28 protein-coding genes and 4 pseudogenes are annotated in these 22,413 nt (G+C 47.0%); 2 read left to right on the forward strand and 30 right to left on the reverse strand.

All coding sequences use genetic code 11. The features are described from left to right. Positions 1-12: 12 nt before the first annotated feature. Positions 13-1,357 (reverse strand): annotated as a pseudogene (locus AND4_RS07695) (HNH endonuclease family protein); the annotation flags it as partial. Here AND4_RS07695 and AND4_RS19470 point away from each other — a divergent pair. Further along, positions 1,347-1,541, forward strand: a pseudogene (locus tag AND4_RS19470) (tyrosine-type recombinase/integrase); the annotation flags it as partial. The pseudogenes AND4_RS07695 and AND4_RS19470 overlap by 11 nt on opposite strands. A gap of 120 nt (positions 1,542-1,661) precedes the next feature. Here AND4_RS19470 and AND4_RS07700 read toward each other — a convergent pair. The 29 genes and pseudogenes from AND4_RS07700 to AND4_RS07835 form a co-directional block, all read right to left on the reverse strand. Beyond that, a pseudogene (locus tag AND4_RS07700) lies at positions 1,662-1,922 on the reverse strand (IMP dehydrogenase); the annotation flags it as partial. 210 nt (positions 1,923-2,132) lie between these two features. After that, on the reverse strand, positions 2,133-3,548 hold the full coding sequence (locus tag AND4_RS07705; RefSeq protein ID WP_009842387.1) for a BspA family leucine-rich repeat surface protein: 1,416 nt from the start codon (positions 3,546-3,548) through the stop codon (positions 2,133-2,135). Between the two features lie 26 nt (positions 3,549-3,574). Further along, complete coding sequence (locus tag AND4_RS07710; RefSeq protein ID WP_009842388.1) at positions 3,575-4,012, reverse strand: BspA family leucine-rich repeat surface protein; 438 nt, start codon at positions 4,010-4,012, stop codon at positions 3,575-3,577. 263 nt (positions 4,013-4,275) lie between these two features. Further along, positions 4,276-4,473 carry a hypothetical protein gene (locus tag AND4_RS07715; protein ID WP_009842389.1) on the reverse strand — a complete coding sequence of 66 codons (198 nt, stop codon included), beginning with the start codon at positions 4,471-4,473 and terminating at the stop codon, positions 4,276-4,278. Continuing rightward, on the reverse strand, positions 4,473-5,171 hold the full coding sequence (locus tag AND4_RS07720; RefSeq protein ID WP_009842390.1) for a hypothetical protein: 699 nt from the start codon (positions 5,169-5,171) through the stop codon (positions 4,473-4,475). Before AND4_RS07720 ends, AND4_RS07715 begins: the two co-directional genes overlap by 1 nt. After that, a complete protein-coding gene (locus AND4_RS07725) occupies positions 5,162-5,851 on the reverse strand; it encodes a hypothetical protein (protein ID WP_009842391.1) in 690 nt (229 codons plus the stop codon). The genes AND4_RS07720 and AND4_RS07725 overlap by 10 nt, the downstream gene beginning before the upstream one ends. Positions 5,852-5,871: 20 nt before the next feature. Continuing rightward, on the reverse strand, positions 5,872-6,408 hold the full coding sequence (locus AND4_RS07730; protein ID WP_009842392.1) for a hypothetical protein: 537 nt from the start codon (positions 6,406-6,408) through the stop codon (positions 5,872-5,874). Beyond that, the gene (locus AND4_RS07735) at positions 6,408-6,704 is read right to left on the reverse strand and encodes a hypothetical protein (protein WP_009842393.1); all 297 of its coding nucleotides are present in this window, start codon (positions 6,702-6,704) and stop codon (positions 6,408-6,410) included. The genes AND4_RS07730 and AND4_RS07735 overlap by 1 nt, the downstream gene beginning before the upstream one ends. A 9-nt stretch (positions 6,705-6,713) precedes the next feature. Continuing rightward, positions 6,714-7,520: a hypothetical protein gene (locus tag AND4_RS07740; RefSeq protein ID WP_009842394.1), complete on the reverse strand. Its 807-nt coding sequence runs from the start codon at positions 7,518-7,520 to the stop codon at positions 6,714-6,716. Continuing rightward, entirely contained in the window at positions 7,517-8,299 is a 783-nt protein-coding gene (locus AND4_RS07745; protein WP_009842395.1) for a phage tail protein, read from the reverse strand. Before AND4_RS07745 ends, AND4_RS07740 begins: the two co-directional genes overlap by 4 nt. A gap of 3 nt (positions 8,300-8,302) precedes the next feature. Then, complete coding sequence (locus AND4_RS07750; protein ID WP_241210250.1) at positions 8,303-8,836, reverse strand: hypothetical protein; 534 nt, start codon at positions 8,834-8,836, stop codon at positions 8,303-8,305. Next, a complete protein-coding gene (locus AND4_RS07755; protein ID WP_009842397.1) occupies positions 8,823-10,010 on the reverse strand; it encodes a baseplate J/gp47 family protein in 1,188 nt (395 codons plus the stop codon). The genes AND4_RS07750 and AND4_RS07755 overlap by 14 nt, the downstream gene beginning before the upstream one ends. Next, positions 10,003-10,335, reverse strand: coding sequence for a DUF2590 family protein (locus AND4_RS07760; protein WP_009842398.1), 333 nt, complete (start codon positions 10,333-10,335; stop codon positions 10,003-10,005). Before AND4_RS07760 ends, AND4_RS07755 begins: the two co-directional genes overlap by 8 nt. Next, complete coding sequence (locus tag AND4_RS07765; RefSeq protein WP_009842399.1) at positions 10,335-12,653, reverse strand: phage tail tape measure protein; 2,319 nt, start codon at positions 12,651-12,653, stop codon at positions 10,335-10,337. Before AND4_RS07765 ends, AND4_RS07760 begins: the two co-directional genes overlap by 1 nt. A 25-nt stretch (positions 12,654-12,678) precedes the next feature. Continuing rightward, positions 12,679-12,822: a hypothetical protein gene (locus tag AND4_RS20250; RefSeq protein WP_009842400.1), complete on the reverse strand. Its 144-nt coding sequence runs from the start codon at positions 12,820-12,822 to the stop codon at positions 12,679-12,681. Between the two features lie 41 nt (positions 12,823-12,863). After that, entirely contained in the window at positions 12,864-13,127 is a 264-nt protein-coding gene (locus AND4_RS07770; protein WP_009842401.1) for a putative phage tail assembly chaperone, read from the reverse strand. Then, a complete protein-coding gene (locus tag AND4_RS07775; RefSeq protein ID WP_241210251.1) occupies positions 13,124-13,414 on the reverse strand; it encodes a hypothetical protein in 291 nt (96 codons plus the stop codon). Before AND4_RS07775 ends, AND4_RS07770 begins: the two co-directional genes overlap by 4 nt. Then, positions 13,326-13,667, reverse strand: a complete 342-nt coding sequence (locus AND4_RS07780) for a hypothetical protein (protein WP_009842403.1) — start codon at positions 13,665-13,667, stop codon at positions 13,326-13,328. Before AND4_RS07780 ends, AND4_RS07775 begins: the two co-directional genes overlap by 89 nt. Beyond that, entirely contained in the window at positions 13,642-14,229 is a 588-nt protein-coding gene (locus tag AND4_RS07785; protein ID WP_009842404.1) for a lysozyme, read from the reverse strand. Before AND4_RS07785 ends, AND4_RS07780 begins: the two co-directional genes overlap by 26 nt. Then, entirely contained in the window at positions 14,216-14,425 is a 210-nt protein-coding gene (locus AND4_RS07790; protein ID WP_009842405.1) for a hypothetical protein, read from the reverse strand. The genes AND4_RS07785 and AND4_RS07790 overlap by 14 nt, the downstream gene beginning before the upstream one ends. Next, entirely contained in the window at positions 14,426-14,635 is a 210-nt protein-coding gene (locus tag AND4_RS07795; protein ID WP_043991542.1) for a TraR/DksA C4-type zinc finger protein, read from the reverse strand. It lies immediately after the preceding gene. Positions 14,636-14,662: 27 nt separating this feature from the next. Continuing rightward, positions 14,663-15,118 carry a phage protein gene (locus AND4_RS07800; RefSeq protein ID WP_009842407.1) on the reverse strand — a complete coding sequence of 152 codons (456 nt, stop codon included), beginning with the start codon at positions 15,116-15,118 and terminating at the stop codon, positions 14,663-14,665. A 3-nt stretch (positions 15,119-15,121) separates the two neighbouring features. After that, positions 15,122-16,243 (reverse strand): DUF2586 domain-containing protein, encoded by a 1,122-nt coding sequence (locus AND4_RS07805; protein ID WP_009842408.1) that lies wholly within the window; start codon positions 16,241-16,243, stop codon positions 15,122-15,124. 15 nt (positions 16,244-16,258) lie between these two features. Then, positions 16,259-16,915: a virion morphogenesis protein gene (locus AND4_RS07810; RefSeq protein ID WP_009842409.1), complete on the reverse strand. Its 657-nt coding sequence runs from the start codon at positions 16,913-16,915 to the stop codon at positions 16,259-16,261. Then, positions 16,899-17,393: a phage tail protein gene (locus tag AND4_RS07815; protein ID WP_009842410.1), complete on the reverse strand. Its 495-nt coding sequence runs from the start codon at positions 17,391-17,393 to the stop codon at positions 16,899-16,901. Before AND4_RS07815 ends, AND4_RS07810 begins: the two co-directional genes overlap by 17 nt. Continuing rightward, entirely contained in the window at positions 17,390-17,809 is a 420-nt protein-coding gene (locus AND4_RS07820) for a head completion/stabilization protein (RefSeq protein ID WP_009842411.1), read from the reverse strand. Before AND4_RS07820 ends, AND4_RS07815 begins: the two co-directional genes overlap by 4 nt. A gap of 119 nt (positions 17,810-17,928) precedes the next feature. Further along, positions 17,929-18,645, reverse strand: coding sequence for a phage terminase small subunit (gpM, locus tag AND4_RS07825; protein ID WP_009842412.1), 717 nt, complete (start codon positions 18,643-18,645; stop codon positions 17,929-17,931). Positions 18,646-18,654: 9 nt separating this feature from the next. Then, positions 18,655-19,578 carry a phage major capsid protein, P2 family gene (locus AND4_RS07830; protein WP_009842413.1) on the reverse strand — a complete coding sequence of 308 codons (924 nt, stop codon included), beginning with the start codon at positions 19,576-19,578 and terminating at the stop codon, positions 18,655-18,657. Next, positions 19,579-20,455 (reverse strand): annotated as a pseudogene (locus tag AND4_RS07835) (GPO family capsid scaffolding protein). A gap of 174 nt (positions 20,456-20,629) precedes the next feature. On the opposite strand from AND4_RS07835, the gene AND4_RS07840 reads away from it, so the two are divergent. Continuing rightward, positions 20,630-22,411, forward strand: a complete 1,782-nt coding sequence (locus AND4_RS07840) for a terminase family protein (protein WP_043991543.1) — start codon at positions 20,630-20,632, stop codon at positions 22,409-22,411. The last annotated feature ends 2 nt before the right edge of the window (positions 22,412-22,413 follow it).

The following is a 22,413-nucleotide window of genomic DNA, read 5'->3' on the forward strand; positions in this document are numbered from 1 at the left end:
TACTCGAAGTTTTTATTGACGTTTATAGTGCTGACCAAATACTGCCATCATGTCTTCTAGATAGGCATCGATGTCCTTTTTACTCTATAGTCCCTGAGCTTTCACACCAAATATCTCTCTTAATTTCAGTGCATCAAAATGGGACTTCCAAGCAAAATCAATACGCTTTTTGTCAACGTCTCGATTGCTATAAGAGGAGTTATCACAGAGACTAAGTAATACTAAATTACCAAACTAGCTTAAAGTTTCATATGCTAACTCACACTTATACTCATTATTTTGATGGTGAACATGTTCTGCTGAGTTTTTGGACCTAATTCGGTACTTTTTGAACTTATTCAACTCCCCAGAAGACAACGAAGATTCTGAAGCCTTCATTTGTTTCCGAATCAAATATTCAAGCTTATGAAACCAGTAGTGCTCGAAAGTCGTCCCTAACGACTTTGCAAAATATGTCGATTGAGATTGCCATCTCTGGCAGTTTGGCTCTATGCCTTCAGCGAGTACAAAGCTGGCCTCTTTTGAGTATCAACAGACTGTGACATTTTGTTGTCGATTTTTTAGTAGCTCCAACACCTCAGAGTCTTACTAAAGCTTGAAGTAAACGGCGTTAACCAATACTGAGCGATGCGCTCGCCAGTAAAGTTACGAACCCTCTGTAATAAAACTAGCTCGCTTATTTTTTGGGTCGCGGTTTATGTAGCGTTTGCCCTTTGATTCACTTGGGTACTGACGAATTAATACCAGCTGCTCCTCTGTCGCATCATCACGCTCAACCCATTTCACAACCCAACGGCCAAACTGGTGGTGAACCTACAATAATGTTTCGATAAATTGCTTCACTGATTGCTCATCACCATTGATAAGTAGTTCAAATATTTCCAATAAGCGATCGCTATAAAGGCGTGAGTCAATAACATCGGGAACTTGATGTTCGGCCCGCAGTAAACCGTTTCAACGTCTAAATCGTAGGTTTCAAATTTCGCTTGTTTGGTGTTATCAGAATTGAGCTTGCTTTAACTTATGATGCTAACTCAGCAATCGACAGGCCAGACAAAGCTTCTAATGTTTCATCTTTTGCGGCGAAGCGTTTAGCATCAAAAAACGCCGAATGTTCTGGTTCAATTTCCAAATTCTCACACGACCCCATGGCTTCAGAACTCACCTCGTCGTCTGATTTGAGTTTCTCTACCTCTTTGGTCAAGAGATCTAACGCCACGCCCATCTGTTTCAAATAAGCATTGTCGGCGATCGTTTCCTTAGACAGAACTCGATAATTCTTAAGCCCTGCTGGGCTCCCAAAAAACTGATGAACTTACTCACGAGTTAAAAACTGCTGGTGCTGATCACTGCCCTCTGGCCAAGCTTCTCATGTTTTACGCCACACGTTTGCGAGCCACTTTATGATGAATGGCGGCAACATTTTGGTACTGAGGGATATTCTCGGTCACGCCGATATCAGCATGACTATGCGCTATGCCCACTTCGCACCTGATCATCTCTCTGATGCCATTTCCTATAACCCACTTGCCAATCTGTAACCTGCCGCCACAAAGATTTTTGCCCGGCTGTCGCCACTTTGTCGCCACTTAGCGAATTTTGGGCAAAAAAAGAGCCGCAAAAAGCGGCCCTTAACAGTTCGGTTTTTCCGAAATATTTGATTAGTTCTCTTTACCGAATACGTTGTTCTCTTGCTCTTGTACACGGATAAAAGTCGTACGCTTCGTTAGCTCTTTAAGCTTTGCTGCGCCTACGTATGTGCACGTTGAACGTACTCCGCCAAGGATGTCTGAAATCGTGCGATCTACGCTACCACGATATGGCAATAGTACGGTTTTTCCTTCAGCTGCGCGGTACTTAGCAACACCACCTGAGTGCTTCTCCATCGCCGACTGTGATGACATGCCGTAGAACTTAATAAAAACAAGACAAAAACCCACAAAATCATACACTTAAAAACATGAGACTGTACGTAAAAACAGTTAAAAAAGACAGTTTACCCCCATAAATAACGCTGTTTTACAATGAATGCCGCCATTTTTGCCGCCACTTTTTGGGAGTGACTCACCCAACAAAAAAGCCAGCGTTGAATCCATCAACACTGGCTTTTGTTTAGCTTGACCGATAGATAATCAGTCTACAAAATACGGCAGTTGTTCTTCAGACAGACCGCTATCTTTCGCAAAGTCAGTATGCTCAGTTACATTGCTTACATTCCAGCTGGTTAAATCACGGCTCATTTCAGCAGCACCAGAGAACATACGCCACATAAATGTTACATTCGACGTATCCCAATGGCTAATATCTTGATTAAACGAAGAAGCGCCTACAAACATCTCATTCATATTGGTCACATTCGATGTATCCCAATGACCTATATCTTGGTTAAAGGCTTTGGCTGTATCAAACATCCCTCCCATCCCCGTCACATTCGAAGTATCCCAATCACCTATATCTTGGTTAAAGGTTTTGGCATTACTAAACATACTACCCATATCCTTGACATTAGATGTATCCCAATTACCTATATCTTGGTTAAAGGCTTGGGCTTCCCAAAACATTCCAGCCATATCCGTCACATTCGATGTATCCCAACGGCCTATATCTTTATTGAACGCTCTGGCACTAGTAAACATAAAAGCCATACCCGTCACATTCGATGTATCCCAATTGCCTATATCTTGGTTAAAGGCCTGGGCTTCATTAAACATTCCAGCCATATCCGTCACATTCGATGTATCCCAGTTACCTATATCTTGGTTAAAGGCTTCTGTACCCACAAACATATGGAGCATATCCGTCACATTCGATGTATCCCAATGCCCGATATCTTGGTTAAAGGCTTTGGCAAGTCTAAACATGCCACTCATATTTTTTACTCTTGATGTATCCCAGCGTCCGATATCTTGGTTAAAAGCTTCAGCTTGCCAAAACATACGCCACATAGATGTTACATTCGACGTATTCCAATAACCTATATCTTGGTTAAAGGCCTGAGCTCCATAAAACATTCTATCCATATCCGTCACATTCGACGTATCCCAATGGCCTATATTTTGGTTAAAGGCTTTGGCGTTATAAAACACCTCTGTCATATCTTTTACTTTCGATGTATCCCAGTGGCCTATATCTTGGTTAAAAGCTTCAGCACCATCAAACATTTGGCGCATTCCTTTGACATTCGATGTGTCCCAGTGCCCGATATCTTGGTTAAAAGCATTAGCTTCGAAAAACATCCCACTCATACGCGTAACATTCGATGTATCCCAATCACTAATATCAGCATTAAACGATTCACGTCCACTAAATACAGAGGCCATGGACGTTACCTGTGTGGTACAAAAACGAATTGAGCCTTGTTCTAAGTTATCTAATAACGTTTTATTTTTAATTAGAGTGTCATCCACTACGAGATAAATTTTCCCGTTTTCAATCATTACTGAGTTAATGGCTTGGTCAGGGCACTTTACCGAGATATCAATAGCAAAAGCGGTTTGGCTAGCGAGCGCAGCGGCGCCTACTAGAAGAGAAGTTATGGTTCTTTTCATTGTATTTTCCTAGGGTTGAATAGACGTTATTGCGTAAAAGTTGGAAGGTTATCTTCAGACAGGCTGCTGCCTTTAGCGAAATCGGTATGACGAGAGACGCGCTTGACGTTCCAGTAGGTTAAGTCTTGGTCGAAGCGCTTGGCATCAGAGAACATACGGTCCATGTTGGTTACACGAGAGGTGTCCCAACGGCTGATGTCATGATTGAAGTATTGGTCTTTAGCGAACAGGTCACTCATGTCTGTTACGTGAGTGGTGCAGAGTTGAATGTTTCCATCCAGAAAGTTTTGCCAATAGTCTGAGTTGCGAATGAGTGCGTCGTTGACGACCACAAACAATTCGTCTTCTTGAACCATGACGGTTCCGGGTTTATTTGATTCGCAAGTCACCGTTTCTGGTTCACTAGCAAAGGCTTGGCTACAACTTAGTAGCGCACAGGCGGAAATAATCGAACGTAGCTTCATGATTAAGATATCCGTGTCTTATAAAACAAACCTTGATCATATAAAAAGCGACGTTTTCAATTTCACTAATGTAGGCTTTATATTAACTAAAGAAGTAGAAATGCATTCTTCTTCTCAATAATTACCCGTCAGTAATGACAGGAAGCATTATAAGTTAGTCAGGTTATGGGATATATCTTTACCAGCACTCGAATAATGGGATGATTTTGATATAAAAAAGCGCCCGTAGTGGGCGCTTGGTAGGAATATGGTACTTGTTCAGCTTAGGTAACCTTGTAGCTCCCCGCTGAACTGCCACCCGAGACTTCCACTTGAGCGTTCTGCGTGATCTCGTCGACTACCGCATTCGCAATGGCTTCAGCCATCATGCCTGCCATGGCGAAATCACCATCAAGCACGAAGCCCTTAGCTTTCAGTTCGGTTTCCAATTTCTGTTTCAGTGATGCTTTGCTTATGGCCATCAGTCTTTTCCTGCAAATACAGTGGTTGATACGTCAACATGGGGCTTCCCCATAAATGGGCAGATACTCGCGCCGGTACACACGCCTTTGCCGCCATTGAACTTAATGGTATCGGCATCCTCGGTAATGTTTTTCGCTTTGATGGTTCTACTACCTTTCACCGTTTCGGTGTGGTTACCACCAATCTCAGCGATTCGATTTTCTAGCACTTTGATTTGTTGAGTGAGGCATTCCAGCCTGTCGGCTTGGTCGGTCTTTCGTTCGAAGTTGCCTTTCTGGTCGATTAGTTGATACACGCCTTTTCGCTGTTGGTAACGGCTTTCGCCTTCTTTGATACCTGGTAGTTTAAAACCGAGTGGCAGCACGCAACGAATAAAGGGCTTGTCGGGTTGGCCAAACATAAAGCCAATCTCTACTACACTGCCGATAGCCGGCGGCTCTAAACGGCCAGCATGATCACCCAGACCAGGGACCGGAAGTGGTACCGCCTGCAGTGGTGGTTTATCTTCATACTCCATGCCCTTTTCATCGAGCAACTGAACATCCACGGCGTAATGAGGATAAAAGCGGTCGGATAAGTCCCCCTCTTTTGGTAACTCAGGAAGAGCCACAACCTTGCCCCAACGTGGCAAATGCCATCGCCCTGTGAGTTCAGGAAATAACCTAAAGATGATGCGCTTGATGGTGTTCACATCCATGTGAGCTTGGCCTCCGTTCCTTCAAACTCAACACCAACTAAGCGCAGGCCATTCACAACCGCACCCGGTTTCAACTTTGGCATCGCCGGTACCTTGACTGACTTATTGGCGGTGTGGTTTGTCATGAGTCCACTTGGTATGGTGACTGGCCTATCTGCCCAGAATGAATCCTCCCAACTGCCCACGTATATTTGCCCGTTACCTTGTTGTTGCCAGAACAAGCCATCAATACTGAACGCCTGAGCGAGCTCATCAATGACTCGATAGCCGTTACCATCGCTATAAAAGCAAGGAATGGCCGTTTTGCTATAAGCTTTCTCAGGCACCACAAATTGAAGTCCCGTTTTATTGGTGACTTCGCTAAGCAGCTGCATGAGTGTTGGGTGACGCATGATGATGTTAAGTGGCTTATAAAGTATCGCCGCTAATTCGCGGCAAAAAACTTTCGACCATCCCGTTTCGGCAGGTTGCACGCGTTCGATGTAACCGAGAAATACTCGAGTAAGCTCATCACCCCACCCAAGGTCTACAGCAATGATGGCGTTGGGTTGGGGGCTTCCTTGAATTGAGAGTTCACAACGTCCTGGTGTGTTCTCACTTAGAACAATGCGATAGCTTTTTATCTTGGTTTTGGCTTTGCCAAGGTAAGCACGGCAAAGAAACTTGTTGTTTGTTGTCATACATCATCGCCTTTCTTTAGTTAGGCTAAGGCATTATCGACCGCTTTGAGTACCTTCATCACGCCAGTCAATTCCACTTCGGTATCCGGCGGCACATCATCACTTTCTCCGGCTTCAACTGGCGTATTCACTCCCTGCACTTTTTGCTGTGCGGCGGGTTTGTCCGGTTGGCGCTGCTCTACTCGTTCAGGTACCGAAAGATGTTCAACCAGTTCGAACGACACGCTCCATTGCCTGTGAGCATCTTGCTCATCAGCACGAATTGCGCCTTGGAATTTCACCTGGCGAATTTTCAAAGCTTCTGCCGTTTTGTTGCTAATGCGGTAGATTTGACGCGCGTTGTTTTCTTGCGCTTCCGCCATACTGAATAGGTTGGTTAAGAGCTGTTTTTTAGTAAAGGGGATCACGCCTTTTACCGTGAGTATCTTTCCTTTACTGCCCGTTTCTGCTTGGTCGGTCGCCGAGGTCTGGCCGGACATATCCTGTCCGGCCAATTGTTGACGAACGCTCATGCGTAGGTTTTTTAGTGAGAGTTGGGTGCCGTCGAGAATGAGCATTACGTTAACTCAGGCAATGGGTAACGAGATTTTATTTCCTCGACTTTCGAACGCCATGCATGCTCAGAATCCGTCGAGCCATCGAACTGCCACTCCATAAACAATGGGTCTGATTCTTTCTTGTATGCCGCTTTGCGCTTGTGAAGCATCGTTTCACGCTGTTGCCTCAGATTCTCCGCGGACAAAATATCTTCGGCCTCTGTTGTCGAAAAACCAAGTTCAGTTAAGGTTTCCAAATTGCTGGGGACATTAATTAAGGTTTCACCCGTCTTTGGTAGTACCAATGTTTCTATCATGAGTGCTCCTTATGATTTTGCTTCAAACAGTAATTCGTTCGTTTGCTGGAAAGCGTTCCTGATTTCCGGGTAACGTTCACCAAGTAATGCATCGTGAATAGAATACGCTTTGGCGGTCCATTTTATCTCCCAGTTATCCTTTGAAGAGGTCTCTCGTGTAATCTCAACCTCATCAAGTTCACGGCTATACTTGAGGTCTGCATTCCAGTTCGTGAGCACTTTGTATCTCAACCCTCCCCGTAAGTAACAACCACTGCGTACAGTGCAAGCAACCACATTGCCAGAGGTAACACCTGAATAAATAGGTCGGCTTCCATCAACGGGTCTTACAATGCACATCATTCGGTGTGCAACCTTGCGAACAGTCTCTCGATACGTTTGCGACAGGCGCTTGATTTGAAGATATTGGGCGTCTCCCCCCCAACCACTATCACACCCTTCAATCTGTAGCAGAAGCCCTGCAACATGAACGATGCCCTCTCCAAATGGTTTCAAATTATGATCTCTGCTGTAGTGCCTTGCGATGGTAATGTCACAGCCACCTTGTTCATTAGTCGCCATTTTCCACCACACTGGGAAAAAGTGGTCAACAGGTAACTCTGTTAAATCAATGTCATGTGCATAACGAGCTTGACCGCTTATTTGGTCGGCTTTGACATTGGCTTTCCACTGATCCAATTGCTCAATCTTGCTTGCAACCGTCGCTTCAATTTGTGAGCTCGTTTCTTTCACTTTATCTGCCAACTGTTTACTGGCTTGCGTTTGTCCCAGTGAGGCTTCAACCGCTTGCTGTAATAAAATATCTACATTGCTCAATGCTCTGCTCCCTTTTGTCTTACCAACTGTGTTAATTGCATCAGTTCCCCTTCTTGAACTATGACGCTCTGCTGACTTTTCAGTAATGCGGTCAAAAAAATGATGTCCATGGCCGAACGTTGCTCGTTCATACGTGACACTCGCTCATCTAATTGAGCAGCAGTGTCACTGAGCTGACTGAGTGCTTTTTCAAATTTGTTCTCGAGTTCTCGATGCAGCGTGTCAATGCGTAGGTTCTCACCTTGTTGCTCAACCAAGTGACGCTGATTAGTGATGAGCCCCACACTGTTTTGAGCTAAGAGCAACCGCATCTCTCTTAGCTCCATTTCGTAATTAAACTGCCAAGTCTCTGGAGTCACTGTCAGTTGGGTGATCGCCTTTGCACCAGAGAATTTGAGCAAGAAATTACGCGTTAAGTTGTTCCCTTCCTCGTGGATGCTCGGGTTGTTCTTGCGTTTAGATTGCACCACCATGTGATTGGCAGAAATCAATACGCCTTCTTCGCTCAGTAGTCCGAGCCAGTTAAATTGAAAATTGCCCACGGTGTTATCGAGAATGAGCGAATACACCACCTCGTTATCATTGACGTAAGCACTCCGAGTTGGCGCGTGGCGAAACACGATGTTGTTGTCCGGCGGCAAGGCTTGAGCTCTGCTTGGCGTCACACTGTTGTTTAAATCCGGTACATACGCCAGCACAAACTCGCTAATGATCAAAGGTTGCTTTGCTTTTTGTTTTTGAGCAATCAGCTGCTCACCCGCTAGAGTAATGACGGCCATAACTTATCCTATTGATGCGCTGTACGTTTCATGAGTGTGACTGAACTCAGCAACTGAAATATGAGGACAGGCAATAGTCGTGACATCAAAACTGTATCGACGACAGGTTCGGCCATACTGACGAACAAGCGCATCCATTAAACCAGGAACGTCATTCAAATCGCTGTCTTGAACTTTCACACTGACCACATCCCAAGGGTAATAACTCAATCGCTCATCGATATCGATGTGGGGGTAACCTAGCTGTTCAAACATGGCTTCCCAACCAGCCTCTGAGCCGCCGCCCGTGGCAAAGGCATACGCAAAGTTCACTCGGATGCGGTAGATATGTTCAGGCTCTTTGGGCAAGCGCTCAATGTCGCGTTGCCATGCCATCAAATCAACAAACTCAATCGGGGCAACCATCGGATCTAACTGCTTAAGCGGCCACTCTAAAACGTCTTGAACTCGCGTCCAGTAACCCAGCAACGTTTGCCCCAACGCACACATGGCCCCCTTGCCCATCCAATACTTGAGCGTGAAATTAGGCCGTTTCAATGGTGACCTCCAAATGCCCAAGCCTTGGCACTTCCATACCGTTGGTCAGGTCTGCATGGTCAAACTCTATCGACTCTAGGACTGAAAATTCGCTGTGTAACTCTTGCACTAATCTTGAAAAACTAAAGCGAGACGCGGGTTTTGTTTTGGTCACTTGATAATCGGTATTTTGCCGAAAGGCTGATCCAATAAGCTGGGTCACACTGTTGGTAAGCTGAACGCTTTCCTCCGAGGACAACACGCGCTTTGCCCATACGCGACACACCAACGAAATGTTTCTCCCAGGCATGGCGAATACTTGTAAATCATCGCCATGGCCATGATTGCCCTCGCGGTGAATGTGCGCATTTAAATCCGTCAGCATTTGAGAAGAAGGCTCGCCAGAGTCCAATAAGATGAATGCATTAGCGGTACCCGGCCCACGCGGGGCATTGTGCTCAAAGAATATATTTTCACTGTTGATGCCTGCCCTTAACATCAACAAAGAACGATAAGCTGAATCGATGTGCCATTTCGCAACGCTACTGAATTGATTTCGGATGCGCACTCGTAACTGGTCGTCGCTTTCTTCATCTGCGCCAGCCTCGATCAACCAATCGGATGCATTCACCGCATGACTTATGCCAGGGATTGCGCTGGTAAATACATGGAAATACCCTTCACCAAGGTTAAAAGCCGCCCCCTCATGCTCTGCTTCCACGTTGCTCAAAGTAAACGCTTCGTTCTCTTGTAAGGTGGCATCATGACGTAAAACCACTCGATAAACGTTACCGTTGATGGGGTCGGTTTGGATCATTGTCCCTTTCGGTACAACAATCGCCGGGCCTTGCTTCGCTGCGCGGTGGATAACCACTTGTCCTACCGCTTTCGTTGCCGCTTTTCTCTTTACATTGAATTGCCATGCCCACAAATCGAGCCACTTTTCTTTTGCGGTAGCCACAAACATATTCGGCAAGATGTACTCGACCAAGAACCGGTTCACTAGCCACATCGTTGGGCCTATGACCATCGCTTCAATCAAGCGCCAAAATGGAGAATACTGAGAGTCGTTTGCAATCGTACTGCCGTGCTTTTCAGCTTCCTCTTTGAGCGCCGCTTTCCACTGTGACGCTTCAAGCGGTAACCCCGCTTTTTTCGCCAGTTCAGTAAAGTTCGGTTTTGGAATATCAGTCAAAATTCACCTCTGTACTTACGCCGCCAAATTGCACCGTTTCAGCAAAAATATAGATTTGGCCATCGGCCACCTCTTCAATACGAACTGTCCCTGGCACCAGACGAACATCCTCTTCGACAAGCAGTTCAAGCTTGGTGCGTGCATCGGCCTTTTTGGCAGGGCTACGCTCAGAAATTAAATGGATGGCCACGTTGCTCTCGATAATGGCGTGCTTAATATCTTGAGCAATCACCGCTCGGTCTTGGATGAGCACAGGGTTACGGCCCGCATCGAGCACCACGTCGCCCTTTTCAATTAAGATGTCTTGATACACGTAGTCCTTCATTAGCCGGCTGCCATTTCAAGTTCACTGGCCATGTCTTGAGGACTGCTCATGTAAGTTGGATATATCGCCACACCACCGTAATTGGTTGAGTTGGTTTGGTAGCTCGCAATGCTTTTAGCCGCGCCGCCTGGCTGAACCTGCGCATAAGGGGTCGCGCTTTGCACGGACTTGGATTTCACTTGAATGGATTCATCATCACCGCCGAAGCCAGGAACCCAATCAACCAGCTCTTTAAGGTTTTTCCAAATCCCTGCCAACTTGTCAGTGAACCAACTAAACACATTACCGAATATGTTGCGCATGTGATCGGCCATTTCTCCAATAAAGGCAAAACCGCTGGTATCAGTAAAGCCACTCATTACCCATTGCCAACCAGCCGATAAGAAATTAAATAAGGTATGAAATGGCAATGCCATTAGATCTACCGCGCTAGAAATGACGGCACACCACCAAGTATCAGCCAGCGTTGCTGTCAACATTCTCCAACCCAACATTAGGCTCTCAAACCCGCCCTTCAAACGAGAGACCACCTGCCCAATGAAGGCAAAGCCGCTGGTGTCAGTAAAGCCACTCATCACCCATTGCCAACCCGCAGAAAGAAACTGAAAAAACGTTCTAAATGGGAGAGTGATTCGCTCTATCGCACTTGTGACCACACTGAACCACCACGTGTCGGCCACTCCTGCAGTTAGCGCTTTCCAACCAAAAATCAGGCTCTCAAACCCACCCTTCAAACGAGAGACCATCTGCCCAATAAAGGCAAAACCACTGGTATCAGTAAAGCCACTCATTACCCATTGCCAACCAGCTTTGATGAACGCAAACATGGCTTTAAATGGCATCGTAATTAACGAGAGTGCGCCTTCTAAGACTTGAAACCACCTTGTGTCACCAAAGGTGGCTTTGAGGTCATCCCAGTAATAAATTAATGCGCCCACTGCAGCTACGGCGGCGACAGCAGCACCAATAACCAAACCGATTGGGTTTGCCATCATTGCAATATTGGCGGCCAACATTGCGACTTTGAACATTTTCAAAATACTGTTCACCCCTGCGACCGCTAAGCCAAAACCTTTAGTGACCAGGATGTACGAAGCCATGGCTTGTTTACCGATGCCGACCGCCATCGTGAGCAATCCGTTTATCGCAACAAAGCTAAGAAGTGAGATGCCGGCGTAGCCAATCCATTTAGTAATGTTGGGGAAAAGCTCTGTCCATTCGATGATTTCCATCGCACCATCGGCCAAACTTGAAACCACAGGTAAAAGCGAAGGCAAAAGAGCCGCACCAAAAGCGGTCCGAACGGCAAACACACCTTGCTCAAGCCTCTCCCATTGGTCGGTCATGCTGTGCGCCATCTCAATGGCCGTATTTAGGTGACTGGCCTCATTTAGGTCTTGAACACTCGATTGAAGATCGCTTGTTTTGCCGATCAAGTCGGTGATAAGCATCACCGCTTTATCCGAGCCAAATGCTTGTTTTATTTGGTTGATTTCAAGCGAATCTAACTCACCAAACTGATTGCGCAGTTTCGACATAATGTCGAACATTGGCAGCATCTTTCCGTTGCTGTCGGTAAACGCTATCCCTAGCTTGTCTTGCGCTTTGACCACACCGTTCATAAAGGCTTTGTAACGAGTCCCCGCTTCACTACCAGACATCGATCCTTGCAACAAACCAAGAACGGCCATTTGTTCTTGAATGGCTACGCCATGCGTTTTACCCAACGCGCCAACACTCTTGAACGCATCCGACATGCCTTGACCTGTCGTTTTGAACATCTCGACAGACTTGGCGGTCATACCTGCAACTTGCTCTGCCCAGTTATCTTTACCAATCCGATCGGCTTGGTCTTTGAACACCGAGTACATGGTCCCCATGTAGTTGGTGATCGTGGCGGTATCCGCTTTGGTCGCGGCAGCCAAAATAGCTGAGCTTCTAGTGACACCCGCCAGTTCATCACCTGTCAGATCGCCCATAGCAGATTTAATATCATAAGAGGCCGCCACAAATTCAGTGGCCGACTTGCCGTATTCAACCGAAAACTTCATTGCGGTTTGGGCAAGGGTTTTTAATTGGCCCTCGGCAACGCCAAGTGATTTCACTTCACCTAACGCTCTGTCCATTTCAATCGCCGGCATCAAGGCTTGTTGCAATGCAAACCCAGCACCCACCATGCCCGCTGCACCTGCCATCATGGTATGGGTACCTTGACGATAGGTGTTGGTGACATCATTCAATTGGCGTTGAATATTGCCCAGAGGTTTTGATATCTGGTCAATCAATCCAACTTGAAATCTGAGTGCTTCTGGTAACATCAACCATCCTCTTATTGCTTGGTCGTTAACCGCTAAAGGCTTTGGCCACACCGCTGGCGGTGACGGCTTGCATGTTTTCCCAGTGGTTCTTCTCTAACCAAATCGCGTAAGCCAAGCTCTGGTCAGTGTCCGGCTCATTGGGTAGCCACTTTCGCCGCCACGCATACATTTTTTGCCTGTCGCTGCTCTCAATAGCAGCGACAAGCGCATCTATTTTTTTACCGAGATAGCAAGCTTAGGTGCGTACTCTTTAAGAACCGCGCCATAAATCTGCGTTGCCGCACCTGGGTTTTGCTGAGTCAGTTCGCGCAGCGCATCTTTTGAGCCTTCACTCACACAGCTCATCAAGAAGTTGTGGGCCGCGCTGCTCGCATCACCTTGTAAGATGGTGTTTTGTGCTTCGTCGTACTCTGCAGGTGTTGGAATAAACTCAAGATCGGTATTGCCAACAGTTAGGACAATTGACTTGCTCATTGTTGTGTCTCCTGTTCGTGCATCGCACGCCATTTAAAATATTCATCGGGTTGTTTTGCGCACTCTCTGAGCGCGACTTTTAAATTCGGTATGTCATCGGTCACCACTTCAGGCCAGGTACCGATGACCGTTGGTTTATAGCAAGGCTCAATGAGACCTGCGGGTGGCAGTTTCACGAGCACTTCAGTTACCGTCGTTTTAGTACGGCTCTCGCAAGCGGTCAGTAACAGAGCGAGGGACAACACATTCAATACCTTCCATTTGTTGTTTGAGCTGCTGCATTTCATTTTCTAGCTCCTGACGCTGTGTAATTTGCCGCTGCTTGCGAGCGATCAACACTTGGTTGATGTGTTGGTTATCCTGTTTGAGCGTGTCAATCGTGCGTTGATGGGTTTGGTTGTCCTGCTCTTTCACATCGAGCTTGTTTTGAAGAAGAGCTTGCTCGGCATAACTCGCCTTGAGTGCCAACCCTTGCACGACCAATAAACCAATGAACAATGTAAGCCCACCCCACTTAATCCACTTCCATGCAGCGTTCATATTCCGCTCTCCGTCGTTTCACTAAACCTGGTAACTTCTTACCAGCGCCGTAAACCCATCGGGGTAACTGGTTACACGCTTGCTCATAACGACGTGCAAGTAGATCGCGAAAAATGCGAGTCTGACTGCCGTCAGGGTTACGTTCAAAGCGAGGGCATCCCGTGTTAAAAGCAAAAGAGACAAAGGCATCAAATTGGCCCTGAGATAAAACTAACTCTGATTGCTTCTCTACTCTGGTGATGCATCGCTCCGCACCTTGTAAGTTCTTCACCCAATCCTTAGCGACTTGGTTCATGCTAATAGTGCGACTTGGCACATTGTGCGTATTACCAATACCGTTGGTTGTTAGCCCTGACGGGCAGGTGTAGGGCTCTAATCGACACCCTTCCATATTGCCGACAATCGCTAGACCTTTTGGACTGATACGAAGCTCACCTAACCCTTCATTCGCAATCACGACTTGCCCTGTCGGGGCGACCGAGTTGGAACCTAACGTCACCCCGCCCGTGATTAAAGCAATGACAACACCAACCGAACACACCACTTTTTTAGCCAGTTTCATTGATGACCACTCCCTTTTCCTTGGCAATGCGCTGCATGTTGCGCTTATGCCAAATGTTGACGCACGCCATGATCACCCCGAGCACGATAGAAGACAGGAAATACAAATGTTCCATCGTCACTTGGCTGAAGGCGATACCAAATACAGAACACAAATACGCTGTGCCTGCGGTGATTTTATCTATCCAGTCGCGCATTCATCGCTCCCTTGAGGATTGGCACCGAGTGCAGTATTGACACCCCGGCACTTTTTGACGGCGCTCTTGAGGTATCGGGTCGCCACATTCGCCGCATTCCTGTGCGCTTTCCCTTTGTTCATTTTGCTTAGCCCTTGCCAGGTGGTTAGCAAGCGCCACTTTTGTGAATTGGGCTTCAAGGCCACTGGCACGGTCGATAACATCAGACATTACGCCTCCTATCTATTAAGCAAAAAGTTACTGAACCAAGTCTTCCGTTTCATCTGGACGTAGGTAGGACACGCCGTTAATCTTCACAAAATCTGGGCTTGTGACTTCGAACGGCAATTTGTGAACCAGAGCACTGCCACCGTTGGAGTCAACATCAAGCAAATCGGATATTTTGATGCGACAACCAAAGGCTTCAACTTTCAGCTCGTCTTTATCAATTTTGCCGTAGAACAAGGCGTCGAAGGCTGGCAGAGCTCGCCAAGAACCGGCGCGTTTAGCGGCCTTGCTCAACTGGTTAAACTGCTGTGTGTTCAGCTCCATCTCCCCACTTGCGTCTACATCGCCATCAACATAACCATCTGGCACACCAGAAGTTTTATTCACGGCAGAATTGTCGGTAATCGATAGCGTGACTTTTTGCGCTTTCAACTTGTAGTCGCCCATTGAAAAGTGCATGTTCTTGCCAGAAATACGCATGCTCATCGGTTATGCCTCCGCATCTGAAGGGTTAGAGAGATCAAGCCCAATGTTGACCACAATGTGTTTAGGGCAGTTATGTGGGCGCACCATTAAGCCAATGTTCACTTTGGTTTTGCTCACCCACTGAATCGATACATCTTCATCACGCGGTGCCATGATTTCACCGGGGAACGGAATGCCACCAATCTCAGTGGTCTTGGACATATCGCGCATGTCTTTACTGAAGTACGTGCGATTCAGTTCGATACTTGGCGGCGTTGAGTTCAAAATACGATCCGCTATACGGCGAATGGCTTTTATGCGAACGCGGCGATTAAGCTTGTGAACCGGGCGAACGTACTCTAGGTATTGATAGTCGCCACCTTTCGTTTCTAGCGTGGTTGCGTCTGTCCAAAACACGCCTTCCATATCGGCATACCATTGCGGCAGCGAATAACGCGCATCGGCCAATGCTGAAATGGTGCTCATTTCCAATGGTTTTCCCGCGCTGTCGATTGGCATGTCACCAAGCCCCAAAACACTGCCTGTTGCCACGCGCATTGGACTATCCGCTACCGTCACTGCGCGGTCACATAATCGACCACCTAGGACTCCGATATTGTTGCCATTGAGCATAGGCACCGGTGTGACCATATTGGCCGACACTCCATTCACTAGCGCCAATAAGCTGGTTTCATACTTCGCCCAGGTTTGCTTACTCTTATCGATGCCTGGACAGGCAGCCAAGAAGAACACCCAACGGCCAAGCTTGCTAGTCAGCTCTGAGGCTTTACTTTGCATCGCTTGAAACTCAGCTTTGTTGCTGACCACATCCACAATGCACACGCCTTCGAACGAGTCAGTGCGGTTGGCAATGTCCACGGCATCTTGCCAAGTCGCATCCGCCGATAAACCAAAGATGGCCGCCGTCCAGTTCTGTTTGCCATTCAACTGCGCGGCTTTGATGTTCACACCCAGCGCATCATCAGCGACCACATCATCAAGGTTGGTCATGTTGTTCACTCGGGTGACCGTGCCTTGCAGTTCGGCCTTATCCGTTCGCCCGATGTAGAGCAGATGGCGTTCAATTTCTGGGATCCCGCCTTGCCCTAAATTGAGGTTGTTTACCTCTACCTTTCCGGTTGCCATTGGTTGTTTCCTCGCTTATTTTCGCGTCTTGGCCTGCTCAAAGATCTTTATGAGTTGACGGGTTACTTCGCGTTCTTTACTGCCTAATATCTGTCGCTGTGCTAACGGAATATCCCAAGCAGTGACTCGGGGCTGATTGCTCAGCTCTCGAATGATTTGTCCTGCTTGGCCATGAGACACGGTTTGCATCAGCAGTCGAAGGCTTGGTTTTTTCCGTCCCTTGCCGCTTTTTCTCGGTACCGTGTAACCCAACTCCCTTAGCTTTCGCGCTTGCCCTTTACTGCAAGGCGCGGAATAGTCGGGTGTTCCCCAACGCTTTTGCATTTGGCGCTTGGTCATGGTTTGCTTTTGGCCAAGATGATGCCGAGCAGCAATTTTCGCGGTGAGCTCGTTACCCCAAGTCAGGTCGAGCATTCTGGCGCTCCGCACATAAGGGGTTAACCCTTTCGCCATGCGCCGCATCACCTTGCCGCGCTTCTTTCCTTTTCTTGGATCTAACGCTTGGCCATGAATATCTTTTTGTTGCTGAATGCGTTTGCGAGTATTGGTCTTTTCCCAGCGGCCTAGGGTTTTCAGTATCCAAACTCGCTTCTTAGGTGGTAGAGCTAACATGGCAAGCTTTTCTTGCATGTTGAGCACATCCCTTTGATTCGCATTAATTGTTGGTTTCATTGACCAACTCAGCTTCCTCTGCCGTGTAAATTTCTACCGCTTGGACTCGGTATTTAACTCCGCGCCAGGTAACCATTCCTGCCTTTGCATCCGGTACCAATTCAATAGGTTCCATCAGCTCAAGTTCTATGCTCACATCAGCTAACTCACTGCTGATCACATCGACCGAAAGTGTTGGGTCTTCGAGCTCTTGCTCGTTGCGGTCTTCTTCATGATCACTTAGCCAGCAGGCCATCAGCGCAAGTAAACAGCGCGGGTCTAACAATCGGTGTGGAAATTCCTCTACCGATATCACCGCGTTATATTTCCAGTAACACGCGATGTAACCGTCGTTGCCTCGGTCTTCACCACTTGGAACAATAGAGCCGTTCTCTTGCCATGCGTCGATTTTGTTATCAAGCACATCGCTGTTTAAGTGCCGAACAATGTAATCCGTCAGGTGCTCCAGCTTGGTCTTGTTGTAAGCCGACTCACTCATATCGTATCGATGCCGTTTGCACTGAAACCCATTAACTGAGAAACATCTCTGTTGCTTTGAGCAAGAAATCGTGCCGCCTGTTGTGGTTCATCTAGGGCCACGTTTTCTCCCTCTTTGCGCCTGTCTTGCGTCGCAAACTCTGGCAGTAACTCAGAGTGTGCTCGGCCATATACAGCACGCTTATAGAGCGTGATTTTCGCGAAGCTTAGCGAGGGCGCAGAGCCTTCCACTAACAAACGCGCTAGCTTCTCTTGGATATTGAATGCCGCTATCGTTATAGCCGCAGCCATAGCCTCGTTATCAAACGTATGCGGAATACGGCGCAGCTGACGAAACTCATCGGTCGATAAATCTGGCCAACCTTCTCCGGGTATAGTGGTATTTTCAGCACTGTTTAGTTTTCCGCCAAAGCTCATCACAATCCCTTCTTTAAATAAGTGCGCCTCTTGCCACTGAGTCGACGGAATAAGCAGGGTGATGAATCACTTGCTCTTCCTCGTCAGCCGAGGCGCGGTGGCGTAGTAGTCTTTACCCGCTAGAGATTATCGCCACTCTCTAAAGCTCGGATTCGCTGGTCGATGTTATCGATCATCGTGCTAACACCAATCGCACTGTGTTGCTCTTGAGCCTCTTCAAGTCGCGAACGAGCTTTTTGCAGGGTTTCGATATCTCCAACAGAAGCGGCATGTGGTTTACCTTGCTCATTTCGAAGTAGATGTAAGCCGGCGAATTTCAACCATTTGGCGGTCGGCTTTTCATTAATGCGCCATACGTTGGTAACTTTTTCCAAAACCAGAGAAAAGTAAGGTTCAACGGATTGCCCTTTATCAGCCATACGCTCAGACCAGGCTAAAACTTCATCTGCGCAGAAAGTAGCGAAGTCACGCTTAAATCGCTCAGGTGTATCAAGCCCGCGTTCGATAGCGATATCACACCACTTGATAGCGGTTTCTAGATCTTCGATATCGAAAAGCCAAATCACCATTTGAGCAAAAAGAGGGTTGTCGAACTGCTTATCGCCCGCTAAATAGGTTTCTATCGCTTCACGGTATTTAGGTACCAACACATCACGCTTGTGGTTAACCTTTTCATCTTTGCGATTAAAGGTTTTAAGCACCTTCAAATCGTTGTCGAGCTCGGCCAACAGCAGATGCAAACTGTTTGGGTTGGAAATAGACTGTTTATCTGGTGTCGATTGCTTTTGCTGTTTTGCCAAGGCTTCTTGACGCAACTTCGCTAATGGACTGGCCATGTATTCCCCTTAAACTGCAACTGGTTCAACGACCGTAACTTTTTCAATGGCAGCGAACTTGTGATAGTTACCGACCGCATAACCTTCCATGCGTAGGTATGACGTTTCGAAGCGTTTACGGTCTTCTTCATTGCGAGACTTACGCCACTGCGTACCCTTTTGAGTCAGGATTTGCAGGTTGGTTAAGTTCGTTACCCAAATCATATTTGGAGGGAAGAATGGCGGCGTATACACCGTTTTACCTGCAACGGTCTTCGCTAAGCTTTGCGCGGCTTTATGTTCAGTTGGTACTTCTGCCGATTCCAATAGACGATGCTGCTCAGCGGCCACTAAATTGCGACCAATCAACACCACTAAATCAGGGTCGCCTTGATGCACTTCGTGAATCGTTGTGTTAATCAGATCATTGACTAGGGAATCAAGGTTTCGATATGAACCCTCGGTTGCTCCTGTTGAGTCCAGTTTCACCTCGGGTAAGACTTGAGCTGACGCTTTATCTTTCGCAAGTTGGAGCCAACCTTTGTTGACGTCTTCGCCCATCGGATTAGCTTTAGGGTCGGTGTTTTCACCAGCAATCGAAGTCCCATGGAAACCAATGCGCAGCTTATCTAAGGCAAAGTTACGAGTGATCGCATTGTTCATCAGCTTCATCCACTGACCTTTGCCACCCGAGTTCGCCCAAATTGTCATCGTAATCCAATTAATATGGGCACCTGAGTCGGTTTCAGTTAACTCATAGGTGTTACCACTTTGGTCAACTGAGATATTGGAGATACGGTTTAAAAAGGCGTCCGATTCAACAATGGCTTGGCGCAACTTGGTTTCCATTACTGGTGTAATGTTGAACTGCTTTGATGCATCCTCAACACCTGCGGCCTTTGCTACAGCTTGGCAATATTCATCTAAAAATTGAGTCGATACTACATTGAGCATTTACACGACCTCCACAATTGATTCACCGCCATTGCCTTCTTCACCTGGCTTCTGACCAGGGACTTCTTGCTTAAGCTCTGCGAACTGGTTTTCAAGTTTTTTCACTTGTTCTGCTATTGGAGAAATCTGCTTCGATAATTCATTAGAGAATTGCTCTAAAGAGAAGGGTTTTCCTTCATCACCGGGGTTGGTCTCTGCTTCACTAGGCGTCAGTGATTGCAGATTAAACTCTTGTTTGAGTTCATCCTTGAGATCACTTTTCATGATGCCGAACTGCTCTTTTAGTGCAGCTTTGAGTTGTTCTTCGGTCACTTCTTCTTCCTCTGGTTCAGGATCAGGTTGTGGCTCTGGTTGTTCATCACCAGAATTGAAAAAAGCACTGCACAGAGCAAAAAATCGATCAGTTTTGGAGTAGCACTCATCAAGATTAATGGCTTCCAGTTGGCTGCAACTCAGCTCTGTGGTTTGGCCTTCTTGTCGTGAAAACTGAAGTAATGAAACACCAGATGATGCCGGGGAATCGGTCACGGCTAATCCCATTAGGTAGCACTTTCCTTGCCCTTTATAATCTGGATTTGGTTCGATGGAGGTAAACAGCTTCTGCCCAAGCCTATTGGCTTCAAGTAAGTATTGATTAGGTTCAAGCTTGGCAAACAAGCGCACTTTTCCGTGTCCATTTTTCGGCTTTGACTTCAAGTACTTTGCGCCAGTTACTTCCGTAAACGGCAAAGCGTTTATGCTCTGGCCAAATCAACGCGGTGAATTCACTCAGGGCATAACTTTCGGCAATCTGCGTGAGCCATTCTCGGGTGATCTTACGACCATCAACCGTTGGCCCTTCAGTTGCTACAATTTTCCAATCACTGATTTTTGCCATTTGAGTGTGCACCTAGTTTTCATTGGTCAGTTTGTGTTTCTGGCTTTCACAATACGCCTTTGAATCGGCCGTTTCAGCCACTTCAATTCCGACCAATTCGGATATGAGCACTATCCGAAATCATCCGAACTTTGCTATGCAATTTAGGGAGTTAACTGGGCTTATTATTGGCCCATGGCATATACTCCCGAAACACGACATGCAGCCAGAGCCCTGTATTTAAAGGCTTGGACACCCAAAGAAATCGCTTCCGAATTAGGTTTGAACAGCACCCGCATTATTTATCACTGGGCTGACAAACACGGATGGCGTGACATGCTGCGCGAACAAACGATTGATGAGTCGATCGCGCGCAGAATTGAAACCCTGCTTGAGTTGAAAAATCCCACCAAAGGGCAACTCGATATGCTTGATAGACTCATCAAGCACCATGTACAGCTAAAAAAATTCCACGCTCAAGCCCAACCCACCCAAGAGAAAAAAGCTCAAACAGAAAAGGAACCGGCGAATAACACTCATCGCAGTAACTCGCGTTCCAAAAAGTCTGACGACAAACCAAGCAAGAAAAAAAGTAAAAAGAAGAACAACATTGATGAGCTGACCAAAGAGAACTTCGCAACCTGGCATGAATCTCTCTTTGAGTATCAACATACGATGCGTAATAACCTGCACCAGCGAACGCGTAATATTTTGAAGTCTCGTCAGATTGGTGCCACTTACTATTTCAGCGGCGAGGCGTTAGAAGATGCGATATTGACGGGCGACAACCAAATATTCTTGTCTGCGTCCCGCGCCCAGGCTGAAGTTTTCAGAAGCTACATTATTGCGATTGCACAATCATTCTTAGGTATTGAGTTAACCGGTAACCCGATCATTCTCTCGAACGGGGCCGAACTTCGATTTCTATCGACCAACTCTAAAACCGCTCAGAGTTATCATGGACACGTTTATGTGGATGAGTATTTTTGGATCCCGAAGTTCGATGAACTCAACAAACTCGCGTCTGCCATGGCCACTCACAAGAACTGGCGCAAAACCTACTTCTCGACCCCTTCGGCTAAAACGCACCAGGCTTATACCTTTTGGACGGGTGACCAATGGCGAAGAGGTCGAGATACCCGCGCTAATATTGAGTTTCCGACCTTTGATGAGTATCGAGACGGTGGAAGGCTCTGTCCCGACAAGCAATGGCGTTACGTAGTCACTATTGAGGACGCGGCAGCGGGAGGCTGTGAGCTATTTGATATCGATGAACTGCGAGACGAATACAGCAAAGACGACTTCGATAATCTCTTTATGTGTATTTTCGTCGATGGTGCCAGCTCAGTCTTTAAGTTCTCAGCACTTGAAAAAGCCATGGTAGACATTAGCCGGTGGCAGGACTTTAAGCCCAATGACAACGATCCCTTCGAACGGCGTGAGGTTTGGTTAGGATACGACCCTAGCCGAACTCGAGACAACGCCTGTTTGGTTGTGGTTGCCCCGCCTGTTATCGCTATTGAAAAATTCAGAGTCCTTGAAAAGCATTATTGGCGAGGGCTGAACTTTCAGTACCAAGCGCAGCAGGTATCCAAAGTGTTTGAACGTTACAACGTCAGCTATTTAGGTATTGATACCACAGGCATTGGTGCAGGTGTGTATGACTTACTCAGCAAAAAACACCCACGAGAAACCGTGGCGATTCAATACAGCAACGAAAGTAAAAACCGATTAGTGATGAAAATGATTGATGTGGTCGAAGCTAATCGAATTCAATTTGATGCTGAGCACAAAGACATTGCCATGGCCTTCATGGCCATTAAGCGAGCAACCACCAACAGCGGCAACAGCATGACTTTCAAAGCAGAGCGTAGCGAGTTAACCGGTCATGCCGATGCATTTTGGGCTATCTCTCATGCCTGTATAAACGAACCTCTCGACCACACAGCGAAACGTAAATCAACCTGGCAGGTTTAACC

The organism is Vibrio sp. AND4 (assembly GCF_000171815.1).
Lineage (GTDB): Bacteria > Pseudomonadota > Gammaproteobacteria > Enterobacterales > Vibrionaceae > Vibrio.

What these genes read in the sequence shown, in the direction of transcription:
- AND4_RS07830 (WP_009842413.1), bottom strand. Translation starts at nt 19,578, where the DNA reads ATGCTCAATGTAGTATCGACTCAATTTTTAGATGAATATTGCCAAGCT.
- AND4_RS07710 (WP_009842388.1), bottom strand. Translation starts at nt 4,012, where the DNA reads ATGAAGCTACGTTCGATTATTTCCGCCTGTGCGCTACTAAGTTGTAGC.
- AND4_RS07730 (WP_009842392.1), bottom strand. Translation starts at nt 6,408, where the DNA reads ATGCTCATTCTCGACGGCACCCAACTCTCACTAAAAAACCTACGCATG.
- AND4_RS07785 (WP_009842404.1), bottom strand. Translation starts at nt 14,229, where the DNA reads ATGAAACTGGCTAAAAAAGTGGTGTGTTCGGTTGGTGTTGTCATTGCT.
- AND4_RS07725 (WP_009842391.1), bottom strand. Translation starts at nt 5,851, where the DNA reads ATGACAACAAACAACAAGTTTCTTTGCCGTGCTTACCTTGGCAAAGCC.
- AND4_RS07720 (WP_009842390.1), bottom strand. Translation starts at nt 5,171, where the DNA reads ATGGATGTGAACACCATCAAGCGCATCATCTTTAGGTTATTTCCTGAA.
- AND4_RS07705 (WP_009842387.1), bottom strand. Translation starts at nt 3,548, where the DNA reads ATGAAAAGAACCATAACTTCTCTTCTAGTAGGCGCCGCTGCGCTCGCT.
- AND4_RS07795 (WP_043991542.1), bottom strand. Translation starts at nt 14,635, where the DNA reads ATGTCTGATGTTATCGACCGTGCCAGTGGCCTTGAAGCCCAATTCACA.
- AND4_RS07805 (WP_009842408.1), bottom strand. Translation starts at nt 16,243, where the DNA reads ATGGCAACCGGAAAGGTAGAGGTAAACAACCTCAATTTAGGGCAAGGC.
- AND4_RS07810 (WP_009842409.1), bottom strand. Translation starts at nt 16,915, where the DNA reads ATGAAACCAACAATTAATGCGAATCAAAGGGATGTGCTCAACATGCAA.
- AND4_RS07715 (WP_009842389.1), bottom strand. Translation starts at nt 4,473, where the DNA reads ATGGCCATAAGCAAAGCATCACTGAAACAGAAATTGGAAACCGAACTG.
- AND4_RS07790 (WP_009842405.1), bottom strand. Translation starts at nt 14,425, where the DNA reads ATGCGCGACTGGATAGATAAAATCACCGCAGGCACAGCGTATTTGTGT.
- AND4_RS07765 (WP_009842399.1), bottom strand. Translation starts at nt 12,653, where the DNA reads ATGTTACCAGAAGCACTCAGATTTCAAGTTGGATTGATTGACCAGATA.
- AND4_RS07775 (WP_241210251.1), bottom strand. Translation starts at nt 13,414, where the DNA reads ATGAAATGCAGCAGCTCAAACAACAAATGGAAGGTATTGAATGTGTTG.
- AND4_RS07815 (WP_009842410.1), bottom strand. Translation starts at nt 17,393, where the DNA reads ATGAGTGAGTCGGCTTACAACAAGACCAAGCTGGAGCACCTGACGGAT.
- AND4_RS07745 (WP_009842395.1), bottom strand. Translation starts at nt 8,299, where the DNA reads ATGGCCGTCATTACTCTAGCGGGTGAGCAGCTGATTGCTCAAAAACAA.
- AND4_RS07840 (WP_043991543.1), top strand. Translation starts at nt 20,630, where the DNA reads ATGGCATATACTCCCGAAACACGACATGCAGCCAGAGCCCTGTATTTA.
- AND4_RS07735 (WP_009842393.1), bottom strand. Translation starts at nt 6,704, where the DNA reads ATGATAGAAACATTGGTACTACCAAAGACGGGTGAAACCTTAATTAAT.
- AND4_RS07800 (WP_009842407.1), bottom strand. Translation starts at nt 15,118, where the DNA reads ATGAGCATGCGTATTTCTGGCAAGAACATGCACTTTTCAATGGGCGAC.
- AND4_RS07820 (WP_009842411.1), bottom strand. Translation starts at nt 17,809, where the DNA reads ATGAGCTTTGGCGGAAAACTAAACAGTGCTGAAAATACCACTATACCC.
- AND4_RS07770 (WP_009842401.1), bottom strand. Translation starts at nt 13,127, where the DNA reads ATGAGCAAGTCAATTGTCCTAACTGTTGGCAATACCGATCTTGAGTTT.
- gpM (WP_009842412.1), bottom strand. Translation starts at nt 18,645, where the DNA reads ATGGCCAGTCCATTAGCGAAGTTGCGTCAAGAAGCCTTGGCAAAACAG.
- AND4_RS07780 (WP_009842403.1), bottom strand. Translation starts at nt 13,667, where the DNA reads ATGAACGCTGCATGGAAGTGGATTAAGTGGGGTGGGCTTACATTGTTC.
- AND4_RS07760 (WP_009842398.1), bottom strand. Translation starts at nt 10,335, where the DNA reads ATGAAGGACTACGTGTATCAAGACATCTTAATTGAAAAGGGCGACGTG.
- AND4_RS20250 (WP_009842400.1), bottom strand. Translation starts at nt 12,822, where the DNA reads ATGTATGCGTGGCGGCGAAAGTGGCTACCCAATGAGCCGGACACTGAC.